At 58.8% G+C, this 15,133-nt stretch carries 19 protein-coding genes; 13 read left to right on the top strand and 6 right to left on the bottom strand.

Annotation, left to right across the window (positions count from 1 at the left end):
- Positions 1-377: 377 nt before the first annotated feature.
- The 6 genes from AC6FTP_RS21305 to AC6FTP_RS21280 all read right to left on the bottom strand — a co-directional run bounded on the left by AC6FTP_RS21305 (position 378) and on the right by AC6FTP_RS21280 (position 5,585).
- Positions 378-1,058 (bottom strand): HNH endonuclease, encoded by a 681-nt coding sequence (locus tag AC6FTP_RS21305; protein ID WP_497208928.1) that lies wholly within the window; start codon positions 1,056-1,058, stop codon positions 378-380.
- A gap of 31 nt (positions 1,059-1,089) precedes the next feature.
- Complete coding sequence (locus AC6FTP_RS21300; protein ID WP_497208927.1) at positions 1,090-1,212, bottom strand: hypothetical protein; 123 nt, start codon at positions 1,210-1,212, stop codon at positions 1,090-1,092.
- 251 nt (positions 1,213-1,463) lie between these two features.
- Positions 1,464-3,368, bottom strand: a complete 1,905-nt coding sequence (locus AC6FTP_RS21295) for a tRNA uridine-5-carboxymethylaminomethyl modification enzyme MnmG/GidA (RefSeq protein ID WP_497208926.1) — start codon at positions 3,366-3,368, stop codon at positions 1,464-1,466.
- Between the two features lie 71 nt (positions 3,369-3,439).
- Positions 3,440-3,757: a hypothetical protein gene (locus AC6FTP_RS21290; RefSeq protein ID WP_497208925.1), complete on the bottom strand. Its 318-nt coding sequence runs from the start codon at positions 3,755-3,757 to the stop codon at positions 3,440-3,442.
- A gap of 168 nt (positions 3,758-3,925) precedes the next feature.
- Complete coding sequence (locus tag AC6FTP_RS21285; protein ID WP_497208924.1) at positions 3,926-5,083, bottom strand: Gfo/Idh/MocA family protein; 1,158 nt, start codon at positions 5,081-5,083, stop codon at positions 3,926-3,928.
- A 151-nt stretch (positions 5,084-5,234) separates the two neighbouring features.
- Complete coding sequence (locus AC6FTP_RS21280) at positions 5,235-5,585, bottom strand: ArsR/SmtB family transcription factor (RefSeq protein WP_497208923.1); 351 nt, start codon at positions 5,583-5,585, stop codon at positions 5,235-5,237.
- A gap of 111 nt (positions 5,586-5,696) precedes the next feature.
- Between AC6FTP_RS21280 and AC6FTP_RS21275 the strand changes: the two genes are divergently transcribed.
- The 13 genes from AC6FTP_RS21275 to AC6FTP_RS21215 form a co-directional block, all read left to right on the top strand.
- The gene (locus tag AC6FTP_RS21275; protein WP_497208922.1) at positions 5,697-5,903 is read left to right on the top strand and encodes a YgaP family membrane protein; all 207 of its coding nucleotides are present in this window, start codon (positions 5,697-5,699) and stop codon (positions 5,901-5,903) included.
- A gap of 19 nt (positions 5,904-5,922) precedes the next feature.
- Positions 5,923-6,930: an efflux RND transporter periplasmic adaptor subunit gene (locus AC6FTP_RS21270; protein WP_497208921.1), complete on the top strand. Its 1,008-nt coding sequence runs from the start codon at positions 5,923-5,925 to the stop codon at positions 6,928-6,930.
- Entirely contained in the window at positions 6,927-10,268 is a 3,342-nt protein-coding gene (locus tag AC6FTP_RS21265) for an efflux RND transporter permease subunit (protein ID WP_497208920.1), read from the top strand. Before AC6FTP_RS21270 ends, AC6FTP_RS21265 begins: the two co-directional genes overlap by 4 nt.
- Positions 10,265-10,495 (top strand): YgaP family membrane protein, encoded by a 231-nt coding sequence (locus AC6FTP_RS21260; protein WP_497208919.1) that lies wholly within the window; start codon positions 10,265-10,267, stop codon positions 10,493-10,495. The genes AC6FTP_RS21265 and AC6FTP_RS21260 overlap by 4 nt, the downstream gene beginning before the upstream one ends.
- A 4-nt stretch (positions 10,496-10,499) precedes the next feature.
- Entirely contained in the window at positions 10,500-10,667 is a 168-nt protein-coding gene (locus AC6FTP_RS21255) for a DUF6132 family protein (RefSeq protein WP_497208918.1), read from the top strand.
- A gap of 13 nt (positions 10,668-10,680) precedes the next feature.
- Entirely contained in the window at positions 10,681-11,070 is a 390-nt protein-coding gene (locus tag AC6FTP_RS21250; protein ID WP_497208917.1) for a DUF302 domain-containing protein, read from the top strand.
- Positions 11,067-11,492, top strand: coding sequence for a rhodanese-like domain-containing protein (locus AC6FTP_RS21245; protein WP_497208916.1), 426 nt, complete (start codon positions 11,067-11,069; stop codon positions 11,490-11,492). The genes AC6FTP_RS21250 and AC6FTP_RS21245 overlap by 4 nt, the downstream gene beginning before the upstream one ends.
- Positions 11,489-11,971: a DsrE family protein gene (locus AC6FTP_RS21240; RefSeq protein WP_497208915.1), complete on the top strand. Its 483-nt coding sequence runs from the start codon at positions 11,489-11,491 to the stop codon at positions 11,969-11,971. Before AC6FTP_RS21245 ends, AC6FTP_RS21240 begins: the two co-directional genes overlap by 4 nt.
- A gap of 15 nt (positions 11,972-11,986) precedes the next feature.
- Positions 11,987-12,664 (top strand): class I SAM-dependent methyltransferase, encoded by a 678-nt coding sequence (locus tag AC6FTP_RS21235; RefSeq protein ID WP_497208914.1) that lies wholly within the window; start codon positions 11,987-11,989, stop codon positions 12,662-12,664.
- Between the two features lie 10 nt (positions 12,665-12,674).
- A complete protein-coding gene (locus AC6FTP_RS21230; RefSeq protein ID WP_497208913.1) occupies positions 12,675-13,148 on the top strand; it encodes a methyltransferase family protein in 474 nt (157 codons plus the stop codon).
- Complete coding sequence (locus AC6FTP_RS21225) at positions 13,145-13,474, top strand: hypothetical protein (RefSeq protein ID WP_497208912.1); 330 nt, start codon at positions 13,145-13,147, stop codon at positions 13,472-13,474. The genes AC6FTP_RS21230 and AC6FTP_RS21225 overlap by 4 nt, the downstream gene beginning before the upstream one ends.
- 12 nt (positions 13,475-13,486) lie before the next feature.
- Positions 13,487-14,080 (top strand): efflux RND transporter periplasmic adaptor subunit, encoded by a 594-nt coding sequence (locus AC6FTP_RS21220; RefSeq protein ID WP_497208911.1) that lies wholly within the window; start codon positions 13,487-13,489, stop codon positions 14,078-14,080.
- Positions 14,077-15,133 (top strand): ABC transporter permease (locus AC6FTP_RS21215; protein WP_497208910.1); only part of this gene is annotated, 1,057 nt, incomplete at its 3' end. The genes AC6FTP_RS21220 and AC6FTP_RS21215, both read left to right, overlap by 4 nt.

The raw sequence follows: 15,133 nt of genomic DNA, 5'->3' as shown, positions 1-15,133 counted from the left end.
TCTACCCCGCAGCCGCAGAAGCCAACAGGTAGTCGATACTTCGATACTGGGCTTAGCGATTTCCAGGCGAGGCCAAAGGAGTTCTTCTTCAGCGATAGTGGCTATTTCGAGGAAGAGTCTCCAGGTAAGCACAGGGCGTGGCTTCCTTATTCTCAATATTCTGGAATAATAGAGCTACGTGGTGTCGATGATTCTATCTCGAACACCACTAAATTTGTTTGCCTTAGTATTGAGACGAAGCGGCATGGCATGCTTGTTCCATTTTCTTCGTTGCCGATAGGCACATGTTCTCAATGCGGCAAACTCCTCCCAACATACAATTCTTCACTGCTGTTATGCAGGAGAGCGGGTGTCTAGCTCGCTAAACACGAAAGCAGTCAGATCGAAGCGCTTTTTCGCCGATTACATGTTTCGCACAGGAGTCGAAGATTTCGTGCAGTGTTTGAGCCGCCTTTTGAGAACGGAATCAGATGGTCATATTCCAATCTTTCCTTTGAGCCACACTCAACACAGCAACCTTGGTCTCGGCGCCAAACTTCGTGTCGCACTGATTCTGGAATGACAGTTCTTTGGCGATTGAGTTGTGGTTCACCTTCGCTTTGGAGGCTTTCTACCTTCGCCCGCCTTTTAGCAAAGTAATTTTGGACGAGAAGATTTCCTTCTTCTCCATTATAGGGTCCACTCACCTCAAATAGCATGCCCTTATAAAGATAGAAGTGATCGTCTTTAATCTTGGAGGCTTTGATTTTAAAACCAAAAAGTTCGGTTCCTGTTTGGCTGGGCAGTATAGAGCCTCTGCTTACAAGGCAAAGTTCGTGAGGTATTTCAGATGATGCAGACCACTTGTTTTGATCAGCGATAAAGCCGCGATAAAGCGCCAGATTTTTTTCGCATGCGTCACGAGCATTTTCTCCGCTCGATTTGGCCTCTCGGTTCCATGGGTGGATGCGTTCCAGGTCACGTAGTAGAGAATTAAAGGTTTTAATTGCTCCTTCCATCCTATTTATTTCACTGAAGAGGTGAGCTTTGAAATCGTTCGTGAGTATTTTTACTGACATTGTCGTGGGAAGTTGAACTCCAAACCACTAACTAGCCTTTCCTCAGCATCACCGCCAGCAACGAAATCTCCGCCGCTGTCACCCCTTGAATGCGGGCGGCTTGGCCGAGGGGTGGTAGTATCTCGGTGAGGCGGAGTTGGGCTTCTTTTCCCATGCGCCGTATCAGGAGGTAAAGAGTAGTCTTTGAAATAGAAGACCCGGTTGCGGTGCTTGCCGGTGAATTCATGGAGGACGCCTAGTCTTTGAAACTCGGCGAGGTTGCGCTAGCGACTTGGCTTTCGAAAAGGAACGGGGTTTTCTGAATGTATGCATTTCACTAAATACAGGAAAGGCGTTTCCTTTATTTAGTGAGCGTTCGAGCCCATCATCGGATGGTTTGTTTCTGGGTTCGTCATTCGGTTTTGGTCATTCGTCATTCTTTTCAACCCCCTTTCTCAACATCACCGCCAGCAACGAAATCTCTGCCGGGGTGACCCCCTGGATGCGGGCGGCTTGGCCGAGGGTGGTGGGGCGGATCTCGGTGAGGCGGAGTTGGGCTTCCTTTTTCAGGCTGTGGACCTTGGTGTAATCGAAGTCGGGGGGGATGGCGTGGCTCTCCATGCGGGCGGTTTTGCCGATCATGACTTCCTGGCGCTGGACGTAGCCTTCGTATTTCAGCTCGTAATCGAGCTGCTGCCAGACGGGATCGGGGAACTCGGCGCGGAGGTCGGCGGGGAGTTTGGTGTGGTCGTTTTCGGTGCGGCGAATCCAGGAATGCAGCTTCATGCCCTCATGGCTGGTGACTTGGGCGAACTGGATGGCCTGGGCGAGCTGGTCGGTTTTCTCCTGGGTGAGGCGGGTGCGGGTGGGGCAGGTGAGGCCGACTTCGGCAGCACGGGGAGTGAGACGGAGGTCGCAATTGTCCTGCCGGAGGAGGAGGCGATACTCGGCGCGGGAGGTAAAGAGGCGGTAGGGCTCGGTGACGCCCTTGGTGACGAGGTCGTCGATGAGCACGCCGAGATAGGCCTCGCTGCGGCTGAGGACGAAGGGTGGTTTGCCCTGCACTTTCAGGGCGGCATTGGCCCCGGCGAGCAGGCCCTGACCGGCGGCTTCCTCGTAGCCTGAGGTGCCATTGATCTGCCCGGCGAAGTAGAGACCGGAGACGCGCTTCGTCTCCAGGGTCGGGTAGAGCTGGGTGGGTGGGCAGTAATCATACTCCACCGCGTAGCCAGGGCGGATGATCTCGGCCTTCTCCAAGCCGGTGATGCTGCGGATGAAGTCGTGCTGGACCTCGTAGGGCAGGGAAGTGGAGACGCCGTTGATGTAGAACTCGCGGGTGTGGCGACCCTCCGGTTCCAGGAAAACCTGGTGCCGTTCCTTCTCCGCAAAGCGCACCACTTTGTCCTCAATGGAGGGACAATAGCGGGGGCCAACGCCCTCGATCCGTCCACAATACATGGGGGACTTGTCCAGATTTGCCCGGATAATGTCGTGCGTCTGGGGGTTCGTGTAGGTGATCCAGCAGGGGATTTGTTCCACGTGGAACTTATCTGGCTGCCAGGAGTTCAGGGTAAACTGGGGTGGGCCGGTGTCGGTGTTGCCTTCTGGGTCCTCTGGGACGATGCCCGAGAGGTAGGAGAAGGGCGGGGCAGGGGTATCGCCGGGCTGGATTTCGCACTTGGAGAAATCGATGCTGCGACTGTTGATGCGGCAGGGGGTGCCGGTTTTGAAGCGTTTGATCTCGAATCCGAGCTGCTTCAGGCTGTCGGACAGGGTGGAAATACTGTCGCCCATGCGACCTCCAGCTTGGTTCTGGAGGCCGACATGGAGGAGTCCGCGCATGAAAGTGCCGGAGGAAATGATCACGGATTTGGCCCGGTAGATCATCCCGAGGCTGGTGCGGATGCCGGTGACCACATCGTTTTCGACCAAGATCTCGGCGGCGTTCCCCTGGTGCATGTCGAGGTTCGGCTGGTTCTCGATCAGCCACTTCATGCGGAACTGGTAGGCTTTCTTGTCGCACTGCGCCCGCGGAGCCTGGACGCTGGGGCCTTTTTTGGCATTGAGCATTCGGAACTGGATGCCCGTGGCGTCCGTGTTCAGGCCCATCACCCCGCCCAGAGCGTCGATCTCACGAACCACATGACCCTTCGCGAGTCCCCCGATGGCCGGGTTGCAGGACATCTGCGAGATGGTGTCGAGGTTCTGGGTGAGGATGGCGGTCTGGCAGCCGAGTCGAGCCGCAGCCATCGCCGCCTCCACGCCCGCATGGCCAGCGCCGCAGACGATGACATCGTAGTGTTTGGGGAAGGTGTAGAGGCTGGAAGACATGGAAATGGGAGACTTGGAGAAAGGGAGAGAGGTTTAGCACAGAGGGTGGGAATGTTCCATGTGGAACGAAGTTAGGCGACGCCAGCGCCCAAACCACGGAAAACGAAGGCGCAGATGGTCAAAGATGCTGCTGTTGTGAGCAGAACGAGACCCACTGTAAACCAAGCCATTCGGCTTCTGACATCGAAAATCACAGCAAGTATCCCGGTGAGCAAAGCTAAAGGACATGCAACTAGAGAGAAAAGAGCTGCGAATACGCAGATGCCGCCGATTAAAGGAATCAGATCAACAAGCAGCCATCCGATGCCAGATAAGACCCACAAAAGAGCGGACATCATCAAGAGGCCATGGCTCCATTCGAGAAAGTTTTTCGAGCGCTTTTGGTTCATTACAATTCGTCAGAAGAAGCCCCGATGGCTTTGTGGCGCATCGGGGCGGGGAAGGGGAAGTTTTGAACCGCTAATTTGACGCTGATGAGACGCTAATAAGAAGAAGTCAGAATCTGGGTTTCTGTCATTAGCGTTTAATTAGCGTCCTATTAGCGGTTCAAAATGGTCTTATCTGAAGCTCTTCGCGAAGTCATCGGCGCTGGCTTTGGCGACGACCTTGGTTTTTTGGAAGGTACTCTTTTCGCCTTTCTCGATGAGGATGCGCTCGTAGTCGGCGCTGCTCATCGGGAGTTCGATGGCTTTGTCCTGCCAGGTGCTGAGGAGGATGGCGTTCGCCAGCTCGACGCTGAAGATGCCCTGCTCGGCGGGGGAGAGCAGCTTTTCACCTTTGAGGATGGCGTTGGTGAAGTTTTGCAGGATCTCCACATGCTGCCCGCCGCTGTCCGAAACAGGGATGTCCATGTGCCAGGATTCCGGCATGGCGAAGGCAGCTTCGGCCTCCATGCAGAATTTGCTCATCGGCTGGCGGTTGCGCTGGAAGTGGATTTTGCTGCCGTCGGTGACGGTGACACGCCCCTGCTCGCCGGTGATTTCGAGCTTGTTCACGCCTGGGGCCTCGCCGGTGGAGGTGACGAAGGTGGCGGTGGTGCCGTTGTCGTATTGCAGCACGGCGGTGACATCGTCTTCGACTTCGATTTCATGGAAGCGGCCGAATTGGCAGAAACCGCGGACCTTTTGCGGCATGCCGAACATCCACTGGAAGAGGTCGAGATTGTGCGGGCACTGGTTCATGAGTACGCCACCGCCCTCGCCCTTCCAGGTGCCGCGCCAGCCGCCGGTGGCGTAGTAGTAGTTGGTGCGGAACCAGTTGGTGACTTCCCAATGCACGCGGCGGATCGCGCCGAGTTCGCCGCTGTCGATGAGGTCCTTCACTTTCTTGAAGCAGGCGTTCGTGCGCATGTTGAACATGGCGGCGAAGATCTTGGTTTTGTCCGTGTGCGCGGCAATGAGGCGCTCGCAGTCGGCCTTGTGGACGGAGATGGGTTTTTCGACCAGCACGTGGAGACCGTTTTGCAGCGCCTCGATTCCGATGGTGGTGTGGCTGAAATGGGGGGTGCAGATCAGGATGGCGTCGATATGGCCGGACTTGATCATAGCGCTGACATCAGTGAAAGCGTGCTCACCTTCCTGAAGCGGAGGAATGGTGCCGTGACTCTCGCAGAGGCAGGTGACTTTGAGTCCGGGCACCTTACCGGCGCGAATGTTTGCGAGATGGGCTTTGCCCATGTTTCCGAGGCCAACGATGCCGAGTCTGACGGTTTCCATAGTAAGGGGGTGAGGATTTGGTTAGGGCGCGTAGGCTAGCGGTTTCGCCCTTGATGGTCAAGCCATGTCACGGCTTGAAGGCGCTACTTTTATGCTCGATTCGAAAGTAACCGAGCCTCTTTGTCCGAGTCCAAATTTACCGGCACCAAGATCAAGAACCGCCCAGCTTCTTCACCTGATGGGAAAGGCGCTTCAGGAGATTGTTGCAGACGTTGTCGCACAGATCGGTGATGCTGGGATCGGCGATGAAACAGATCACGGAGAGGCCTTCCTTGCGGCGACCCGCCATACCAGCATCGACGAGCGACTGAACATGGCGTGAGACGTTCGCCTGTGTCAGACCAGTGGCAGCGACGAGTTCGGTGATGTTTTTTTCACCTTCTTCCAAGGCGCGCAGGATCTTCAGGCGGCTGGGTTCGGCCAGCGTGCGGAACCAGGAAGCGATCAGCGCGAGCGCTTCGTCGGAGACAGGAGGGAGTGATTTTTTTGTGCGCGCAGGCATGTCGGCAAAAAGGGTTTGCAAGCATCGACTATATGCGTATCAACTCATACAGTTGAGTTTGATTATCCTTCAGAACTCTTGCCCGTCAATCACGAATCCTACGGCACTACTATGAAACTCGAAAACATCATCCGAGCCCTCGCAGGCACCATGATCCTGATCAGTCTGGCACTCAGCCAATATGTGAATCCAAACTGGATTTGGCTCACGGTCTTCGTCGGAGTGAATCTACTCCAATCAGCCTTCACTGGTTTTTGCCCGGCAGAGATCCTTCTGAAAAAACTCGGCGTTGGAGTGTCCTGTTGTTCAAAGAATTGAGACCTCAAGAACACACGTCATGAAAACTTTCTCACTCCTCCTCTCCGTGCTTTTGCTCGACGCTTGCGGCATACATGAAGCAACACCCACGGCGGCTCCTGTGCTACCGAACCTCACCGTGAAGGTTCAGTTGGCTAAACTGGAGCCGCATGTGGCGGTGGAGGAGGTCGTGGGCACGGTGCGGTCGAAACAACGTGCCGTCGTCGAGGCGAAGGAGAGTGGTCGCGTGCTCGAATACACCGCCACGCCGGGTGCGATGGTGAAAGCAGGCGATTTGCTCGCCCGGCTCGATGTGCAGGAGATTCAGGCAAAGGTCGATCAGGCCCGCGCGATGCTCGATCAGGCGAAGCGCGACTTTGATCGCCAAAAGCAGCTCATCGCCAGCAATGCGACCACGCGGCAGGAGTTCGATGCCACCGAGGCTCGCGTGAAAATCGGCACCGGAGCTGTCAGCGAAGCGGAAACGATGATGAGCTACGCCAAAGTCACCGCGCCCTTCGATGGCGTCGTCACTCGCAAGCTCGCCGATGTGGGCGATCTCGCCATGCCGGGCAAGCCGCTGCTTGAAATCGAAGCGCCCACCTCGCTGCGCTTTGAAGCCGACCTCCCCGAGGCCATCCTCGATCGCGTAAAGCTCGGCGAAAAGATGTCCGTGCGTCTCGCGAAGGTCATCGAAGGCACCGTGAGCGAAATTTCGCCTGTGGCCGATCCCGTGAGCCGCACCTTCAATGTGAAGCTCGACCTCCCGCCAACGCAGGGCCTGCGCACAGGCCAGTTCGGACGCGTTTCCGTGCCCGTGGCCGAGGTGAAACTGCTCCTCGTGCCGCAAAGTGCCGTTTTGAAGCGTGGACAGATGGAACTCGTGTTCGTCGCCAAAGATGGCCAAGCCGCGCTGCGACTCGTGAAGACCGGCAAAGTGCTCGAAGATCGAATCGAGCTGCTTTCCGGCCTCGAAGAAGGTGAACAGATCATCGTGAGCGAAAGCGCGAAACTCACTGACGGCCAACCTGTGACGATCCAGCCATGAGCGAGCCATCCAACCCTCAACTCGGCATCGCAGGCCGCATCGCGGCGGCGTTCATCGACTCGAAGCTGACGCCACTTGTCGTCATCGCGTCCGTTTTGCTCGGCGCGGCGGCGATTGTTTTGCTGCCACGTGAAGAAGAGCCACAGATCAAGGTGCCGATGGTCGATGTGATGGTTTCCATGCCCGGCTCCACCGCGAAGGAGATCGAGGAACGCGCCACGCGACCGATGGAAAAGCTGCTCTGGGAGCTGCCCGGCGTGGAATACATCTACAGCACCTCACGCGACAGCGAGAGCCTCGTTATCGTGCGCTTCAAAGTGGGCGAAGATCCCGATGTCAGCCTCGTAAGGCTCACGGAGAAGCTGCGCTCGAACTACGACCGCATCCCGATGGGTGTCAGCGCACCGCTCATCAAGCTCAAGAGCATCGACGACGTGCCGATCCTCGCGCTCACCTTGCACAGCGCCCGCTACGATCACCTCACGCTGCGCCGTTTGGCCGCGCAGATCGACGAAGAGATCAAACAAGTGCCGCTCGTGGCCGAGACAACACTGATCGGAGGTACGCGGCGCACCGTGCGTGTGTTGCTCGATCCCGTGAAGCTCGCCAGTCGTAATCTCAGCCCCGCAGGCCTCGTGCCGATGATCCAGCAGGCGAACCGGCAATTCCGCGCTGGCGGCCTGACCACCGGCAACAACGAAGTGCTCGTCGAAACCGGCGGCTTTTTGAAAACGGCTCACGAAGTCGGCGATGTCGTCATCGGAGTGTTCAGCGGTCGTCCCGTTTATCTCCGCGAAGTCGCCGAAATCGCCGACACCGGCGAAGAACCGACGCAGTATGTGTTTCACGGCTTCGGAAAGAGTGGTGCAGCCGTCCCGGCTGCGAAAGAAGCAGGCGGGACGCCTGCACCACATTCCGAAGAGCCCGCCGTGACGCTCAGCATTGCCAAACGCCCCGGTGCGAACGCGATCAGCGTGGCCGATGAAGTGCTGCGCAAAGTCGATCTGCTCAAAGGCAGCGTCATTCCCGCCGATGTCACCGTCAGCATCACGCGCAACTACGGCGAGACCGCGGCGGAAAAATCCAACGAGCTGCTGCTGCACATGGGCATCGCCGTGTTCAGCGTGGCGATCCTTATCTGGTTCACGCTCGGCTGGCGAGAAAGCGGTATCGTCGCCGTGGCCATTCCGGCCACGCTGGCGCTCACGCTGCTCGTTTTTTATCTCTACGGCTTCACGCTGAATCGCATCACGCTATTCGCGCTCATCTTCAGCATCGGCATCCTCGTCGATGATGCCATCGTCGTGGTCGAAAACATTGTTCGGCATTTTCATCTGCCGCAAAACAAAGGCCGCAACTGGTCTGCCATCGCTGTCGAAGCCGTGGGTGAGGTGGGCAATCCCACCATCCTCGCCACCTTCGCCGTGATCGCCGCCGTGCTGCCGATGGCCTTCGTCGGCGGCCTCATGGGGCCTTACATGCGCCCGATTCCGATTGGAGCCAGCGCGGCGATGTTTTGGTCGCTGCTGATCGCGTTCATCGTGACGCCATGGGCTTCGATTCGCATTCTGCGTTGGGGGAAGAAGTATTCGACACTCACCGACGGCACGCTATCGGCCAAAGACCTCGAACATCACGACGCCAGCGAGCATCCCGAGGATTTCTTCACGAAACTCTACCGCCGCATGATGGGGCCGCTGCTGCATCACACCGGCTGGCGCTGGACGTTCCTCATCGGCATCACCGTGCTGTTGCTCGCGAGCATGGCGACCGTTGGACTCGGCTGGGTGAAGGTGAAAATGCTGCCCTTCGACAACAAGAGCGAATTCCAAGTCATCCTGAACATGCCGGAAGGCTCGTCGCTGGAGCAAACCGCCGCCGTCGCTCGCGAAATGGCCGCTGCGATCCGCACAGAGCCTGAGGTCACCGATTACCAGGTCTATGCCGGTGTCGCCTCGCCCTACAACTTCAACGGACTCGTGCGTCACTACTTCATGCGTCGCGGTGCGAACGTCGCCGACATCCAGGTGAACCTCGTCGGCAAGCACGAGCGCCAAGCGCAGAGCCACGACATCGCCAAACGCATCCGTCCTGCCGTCACGGCCATCGCGGATCGCTACAAAGGCCGCGTCGCCATCGCGGAAGTGCCGCCTGGTCCGCCGGTGCTGCAAACGCTCGTCGCCGAGATTTATGGGCCTAACGAAGAAGCACGACAGAAGCTCGCCGAAGCCGTGAAGACCATCTTCAAGGCCACGCCCGGCGTGGTGGATGTCGATTGGTATATCGAGGCCGATCAGCAAAAAGCCCGCTTCATCATCGACAAAGAAAAAGCCGCGTTGCACGGCATCAGCGCCGCCACGATCTCGCAGACGCTCAAAATCGCCGTCGATGGCGAAAACGTCGATTTGCTGCATCAGCCCGCCGAGAAGGAAGACGTCAACATCCGCCTCGAACTGCCCCGCAGTGCCAAAACCACGCCCGAGGAGCTTTTAGCGCTCCGCGTGCGCTCCGGCGATGCCAACGCGCTGCCCGAACCCGGCGCCAGCGGCTCGCCACTCGTGCCGTTGCGTGAGTTGGTGAAAGTCGAGCACGTCACCGTCGAAAAGAGCCTCTATCACAAGAACCTCATGCCCGTGACTTACGTCATCGGCGATGTCGCCGGCATCGTCGAAAGCCCCGTGTATGCCATTTTTCAAATGAACGAGGCGCTCAAGAAGCTCGACACACGCGAGTTCGGTGGGAGCGGCGCGGAACTGCAAATCCTCAACGCCTCCATGCCCTTCAGCGATGCCGAACCTGCCATGAAATGGGACGGCGAATGGCACATCACCATCGAAGTCTTCCGCGACCTCGGCGCGGCCTTCGGTGCGTGCATCATCCTGATTTACGTCCTCATGGTCGGCTGGTTCCGCAGCTTCCTGACGCCCGCCATCGTCATGATTGCCATTCCGTTCTCGCTCGTCGGCATCCTGCCCGCGCATGGATTGATGGACGCCTTTTTCTCCGCCACCAGCATGATCGGCTTCATGGCCGGCGGCGGCATCGTGGTGCGAAACAGCATCATCCTCGTCGATTTCATCGAGCTACGCGTGCGTGAAGGCATGCCGCTGAGCGAGGCCGTCATAGACGCCGGAGCCGTGCGCTTCCGTCCCATGCTCCTCACCGCCATGGCCGTCGTCGTCGGAGCCGCCGTCATCCTCGCCGATCCCATCTTCCAAGGCCTCGCCATCGCTTTGATGGCCGGAGAGATCGCCAGCCTGCTCATCAGCCGCATGGCCGTGCCGGTGCTCTACTTCATGGCGAACAAACATTCTCACCCCGAACCCAAATCCATATGAAACCCAACATCGGAACCATCGACCGCGCCCTGCGCATCCTCCTCGGCCTCGGCCTCATCGCCTACGGCATCGTCAATCACTCCTGGCTCGGGGCCTTCGGTGCCGTGCCACTGCTCACCGCCATCATCCGCTTCTGCCCACTGTATGCCCCACTCGGCATCAGCACCTGCGGCAAAGGCGGCAACGACAAAGACGGCGGCTGCTGCGGTGGCGGGAAATGCTGCTAATGCCATGACACGCTACCTCATTCCCATCGCGATCGGAGCCGTCCTCGGCTCGGCGATGGGCTACTTCGGCCAATGCAGCTCCGGCACCTGCCCACTCACCTCGACGTGGTGGCGCGGTGCCATCTACGGCGGCGTGATGGGGCTGCTGTTTGCTTTCAGTTCGCATCGTTAAACCCAACTCCATTATGAACCCACGCTACATCGCTGAAACCAGTAAAACTCCGGCCCAGGCCGTGACCGATCTCGAAGCCTCCGTCAAACAGCACGGCTACGGCGTGTTGCACACTTACGACCTCAAACAAACCCTCGCGAGCAAAGGCTTCGACCTACCAAACGCCTGCCACATCCTCGAAGTCTGCAATCCCAAGCAAGCCGCCGCCGTGCTCACCGCTGACATGGGCATGAACATCGCGCTGCCTTGTCGCATCTCCGTTTACCAAGATGGCGGCAAGACCTTGATCGGTATGGTGCGCCCTTCGGCGCTGCTCGCTTCACTGTCCGAGTCGCCCGAGCTGAAAACCATCGCCGAACAGGTCGAGAAAGACACCATCGCCATCATCGAAGCGGCGAAGTGAACTCCAAAATCATGCTCTGGACCATCGTCATCATCGCCGCTGTCGTCGGCCTCTGGTATTGGTATGAAGGCGGCTGGGATCGCGGCCTCTTCAAAGCCGCGCCGGGCTGCGTGTGCGAAAATCTGAACGCCGATCAAGCGAATGCTTGGCTGCGAGAGCATCCCGAAACACAGGTGCTCGATGTGCGCTCGAAAGGTGAGTTTGACGACGGCGCTTTGCCCAAGGCCGTGAACATTTCTATCGGCGATGACGCCTTTGATTCGAAGGTCGGCTCACTCGACAAAGCTAAGCCAGTGCTCGTCTATTGCGCCGGAGGTTTTCGCAGTCGCAAAGCCGTCGCGAAGCTCAAGGAGCTCGGCTTCAAAAACATACAGCACATCCACCGCGGCTACATGTCGTGGAAACCGGACACCCAACCATGAAACTCCTCCTCGCATCTCTTCTAGCTTTTTGCATGACCGTATTCGCCGCCGAGCCGGAGGTCATTCCGATTCAGGTGCGGGAGAACCTGCGCATCGTCTATCAAGTGACCGAAGATGCTCAACATGAAGGCGTGAACAAAGGATTGTTTTACGCCCGCAAGCTCATCAACACCTACCAGAAGCACGGTATTGCCGCCGATCAGGTGCATCTCCACCTCGTCTATCACGGCACCGGCATCGCAGCTGTGGTAAATGACCAGACGCGGAAGCGACTCGGTGCCGAGGCGGCGAATCCGAATGGCGAGATCCTCGCCGAACTCATCAAGCGCGGCGTGCAGGTAGAGCTGTGCGAAAACACCATGCAGCAAAAAGGCGTGAAGCCCGTCGAGCTGATGGCTGGCGTGAAACTCGTCGTCGGTGCCTTCCCCCGATTGATTGACCTGCAACTGCAAGGCTTCGCCTACATCAAGTTTGAGTAAGCTTCTTCCCAACCCATGAAACGTGCCGCTACCCTCCTCTGTCTCCTTGCCAGTCTCGCTTTCGCTCAAGACGCCAGCGTCAAGCCGGGCATCAATGACAAGTTCCTCGATCCGAAGCTCAACGTCGAGGAGTGGACGAAGAAGTTTGAAACCGAGAGCCGCGAGATCTTCCACCAGCGGGAGAAAATCGTCGCCGCGGCCGGTTTGAAGCCGGGCATGGTCATGGCGGACATCGGTGCGGGCACGGGGCTCTTCACACTGCGCTTTGCGCGGGCCGTCGGCGAAAAGGGCAAGGTCTATGCGGTCGAGATCGCGAAGAATTTCCTGGAGCACATCAAGGCCCGCGCCTCCAAAGCGAGTGCATCGAATGTGCAGACAATTCTCTGCACCGAACGCAGCGTGGAGCTACCGGAGGCCAGCATCGACCTCGCTTTCATCTGTGACGTGTATCACCACTTCGAGTTTCCAAGCGCCAGCCTCGCCACGTTGCACAAGGCGCTCAAACCGGGTGGCGAACTTGTGCTGATCGACTTCAAACGCATCCCCGGCGAATCGAGCGACTTCATCATGGGCCACGTCCGCGCAGGACAGGATGTCTTCGAGGCCGAAGTCATCGCCGCTGGCTTTGTGAAGGTGGATGAAGTGAAGGATCTGCTGAAGGAGAACTACTTCGTGAAGTTCCGCCGGAAGTAGATCGACGCTCATGAAATCAACCACGCTCAAAGATCTGTCATGGGTGACCGTGCAGTTGGTTCTGCTGGCGGCGCTGTTGTTCATGCCCGCTTTCGTGCTTCTGCCGTTTCTCGTGTCGATGCGCCCGCTGGGGCTGCTGGTTGGCTTCGCCGGACTGGTGCTGTCGGGCGTAGCGACCTGGCAATTGCAGGCGGGGCGCTCGCTCACGCCGATGCCTTCACCACGCGCGGGAGCCGCGTTGCTCACGAGCGGCTTGTATCGCCGCGTCAGGCATCCGGTTTACAGCGGGCTTCTCGTCTGGGCCTTTGGCATGGCGATCTCGGCGGCGAGCGGCCTGCATTTCGTGCTGTTCGGACTGCTCTGGGCCTTCTTCCACGCCAAAGCAGCGCATGAAGAACGGCTGCTCGCTCAAAAATTCAGCGGCTATTCCGAGTATGCTGCCCGCACACCCCGTTTCTTTCCTGCACTCATCCCACTCAAATGAAACACACCTTCCTTCGCCGCATCCTGCCATGGCTCATCGTGGCGGGGATCGCGGGCTTCGCGGTTTATAAACTCAACGTTAAACCTGCCGAGGTCATCGTGGCGAACGTGGCTCAAAACACCAACGCCGACGAAGTCATGGGCACGGGCACGTTGGAGGCGCGGGTGAAGACGACGGTGAGCGCCCGCATTCAGGAGCGGCTGGCGGAGGTGCTGGTGGATCAGGGCGACAAGGTGAAGGCAGGGCAACTGCTCGCACGGCTGGATGATGCGGAGATCAAGCAGCAGGTGGCCATCGCGGAGGCGACGCTGGCGGCGGCGCGGTAAACGGCGGAACGTGTGAGCGCGGACTTGGCCCGCTCGGAAGCGGTGCTGGCGCAGGCGCGTCTGGATCATAAGCGTTTGATGGGCCTGCTGGCCTCCAACGCTGTTTCGCAGACGGACACGGACAAAGCGGTCGAGGCGCTGCATGTGGCGGAGGCGGATCTGAAGCGATCAAACGCGGCTATCGCAGAGGCGCAGGGCCAGGTGCTGGTGGCGGAGAAGACGTTGCTGTATCGCAAGGAGGAGATGGCTTTCACTCAGATTCACGCGCCTTACGACGGGCTCATCATCCGGCGAGATCGCGATCCCGGCGACATGCTGGTGCCGGGCGGAGCGCTGATGGAGATCATCTCGCTGGATGAGATCTGGGTGAGCGCGTGGGTCGATGAAACGGCCATCTCCAAAGTCGCGGCGGGACAAATGGCGCGCATCGTTTTCCGCTCGGAGAGCGACAAGAACTATCCAGGCGTGGTGTCGCGCATTGGGCGCGAGACGGATCGTGAGACACGCGAGTTCCTCGTCGATGTGCGCGTGAACGAGCTGCCGAAGAACTGGACCATCGGTCAGCGCGCGGAGGTTTACATCCAAACGGAGCAGGCACGGCCATGAACCTCGCCGTCCGCGACATCCGGCACAACGCAGGCCGTTTTGTGTTCACCACGGTGGGCATCGGTCTGCTGCTCATGATCGTGATGGGCATGGGCGGCATCTATCGCGGACTCATTCATGAGGCCACGCTGCTGGTGGATCGCGTGGGCGCGGATCTGTGGGTCGTGCAGGGCAGCACGCGCGGGCCGTTTGCGGAGATCTCGCGGATTTCAGCCAGCTTGGAGGACCGTGTGCACGCGGTGCCGGGCGTGGCGAGAGCGCGGCGTTTCGTGTCGCACACCATCCAGCGCGTGCATCGCGGCAGGCCGCTGCGCATGGTGGTGCAGGGGCTTTCGTGTCCGGATGATCGTGGCGAGTGGATTCCGCTCGTGGCGGGGCGCACGCTGCGGCAGGCGCATTATGAAATGATCGCCGATGTGTCGCTGCGGCTGCCACTGGGCGAAAAAATCACTCTGGGCAAAGACTCGTATGAAGTCGTGGGACACACGAAAGGCATGGTCGGCTCCAGCGGCGATGGACTGGCGTTTTTCACCGTGAGCGATGCGCTGGCGATTCAATTCGATGTGCCCGGCGAGGCCGTGCGCCTGGAGCGAGCGGCGCGTCGTGCGCGATTGGAAAACATCGAGATCGGTCGACTGCAACCGCTGCTGCTCGACCGTGCGGCCGGGCCATCGAGCAGCATTCCCGCGCTGTCGAAGCCGCAGGTCAGCGCCGTGCTCGTCAGCCTGCATCCTGGCGCGGATGCCGCCGCTGTGCTCGCCACGCTGGGCAACTGGCCGGACATCACGGTGTATTCCACGCAGGAGCAAAAGGACCTGCTGCTCTCCGGCATGGTGGACAAGGCGAAGCGCCAGCTCGGCCTCTTTCGCGTGCTGCTCATCATCATCTCCACAATCATCATCGCGCTCATCATTTACACCCTGACCCTCGACAAGATCCGCGACATCGCGCTGCTGAAGCTCATCGGCGCGCGCAACCGAGTCATTGCCGGACTCATCCTTCAGCAGTCGCTCCTCATGGGTGCCTTTGGTTACGCCCTGGCGTGGTGGATCG

Origin of the sequence: Prosthecobacter sp. (assembly GCF_044378005.1) — a bacterium.
In the GTDB taxonomy this organism is placed as follows: Bacteria; Verrucomicrobiota; Verrucomicrobiia; order Verrucomicrobiales; family Verrucomicrobiaceae; genus Prosthecobacter.
Note: the sequence above shows the minus strand (reverse complement) of the source record. Positions and strands in the feature narration are given on the sequence as shown.

What these genes read in the sequence shown, in the direction of transcription:
- AC6FTP_RS21235 (WP_497208914.1), top strand. Translation starts at nt 11,987, where the DNA reads ATGAAACGTGCCGCTACCCTCCTCTGTCTCCTTGCCAGTCTCGCTTTC.
- AC6FTP_RS21240 (WP_497208915.1), top strand. Translation starts at nt 11,489, where the DNA reads ATGAAACTCCTCCTCGCATCTCTTCTAGCTTTTTGCATGACCGTATTC.
- AC6FTP_RS21255 (WP_497208918.1), top strand. Translation starts at nt 10,500, where the DNA reads ATGACACGCTACCTCATTCCCATCGCGATCGGAGCCGTCCTCGGCTCG.
- AC6FTP_RS21250 (WP_497208917.1), top strand. Translation starts at nt 10,681, where the DNA reads ATGAACCCACGCTACATCGCTGAAACCAGTAAAACTCCGGCCCAGGCC.
- AC6FTP_RS21280 (WP_497208923.1), bottom strand. Translation starts at nt 5,585, where the DNA reads ATGCCTGCGCGCACAAAAAAATCACTCCCTCCTGTCTCCGACGAAGCG.
- AC6FTP_RS21225 (WP_497208912.1), top strand. Translation starts at nt 13,145, where the DNA reads ATGAAACACACCTTCCTTCGCCGCATCCTGCCATGGCTCATCGTGGCG.
- AC6FTP_RS21270 (WP_497208921.1), top strand. Translation starts at nt 5,923, where the DNA reads ATGAAAACTTTCTCACTCCTCCTCTCCGTGCTTTTGCTCGACGCTTGC.
- AC6FTP_RS21290 (WP_497208925.1), bottom strand. Translation starts at nt 3,757, where the DNA reads ATGAACCAAAAGCGCTCGAAAAACTTTCTCGAATGGAGCCATGGCCTC.
- AC6FTP_RS21295 (WP_497208926.1), bottom strand. Translation starts at nt 3,368, where the DNA reads ATGTCTTCCAGCCTCTACACCTTCCCCAAACACTACGATGTCATCGTC.
- AC6FTP_RS21265 (WP_497208920.1), top strand. Translation starts at nt 6,927, where the DNA reads ATGAGCGAGCCATCCAACCCTCAACTCGGCATCGCAGGCCGCATCGCG.
- AC6FTP_RS21230 (WP_497208913.1), top strand. Translation starts at nt 12,675, where the DNA reads ATGAAATCAACCACGCTCAAAGATCTGTCATGGGTGACCGTGCAGTTG.
- AC6FTP_RS21300 (WP_497208927.1), bottom strand. Translation starts at nt 1,212, where the DNA reads ATGGGAAAAGAAGCCCAACTCCGCCTCACCGAGATACTACCACCCCTC.
- AC6FTP_RS21285 (WP_497208924.1), bottom strand. Translation starts at nt 5,083, where the DNA reads ATGGAAACCGTCAGACTCGGCATCGTTGGCCTCGGAAACATGGGCAAA.
- AC6FTP_RS21275 (WP_497208922.1), top strand. Translation starts at nt 5,697, where the DNA reads ATGAAACTCGAAAACATCATCCGAGCCCTCGCAGGCACCATGATCCTG.
- AC6FTP_RS21305 (WP_497208928.1), bottom strand. Translation starts at nt 1,058, where the DNA reads ATGTCAGTAAAAATACTCACGAACGATTTCAAAGCTCACCTCTTCAGT.
- AC6FTP_RS21260 (WP_497208919.1), top strand. Translation starts at nt 10,265, where the DNA reads ATGAAACCCAACATCGGAACCATCGACCGCGCCCTGCGCATCCTCCTC.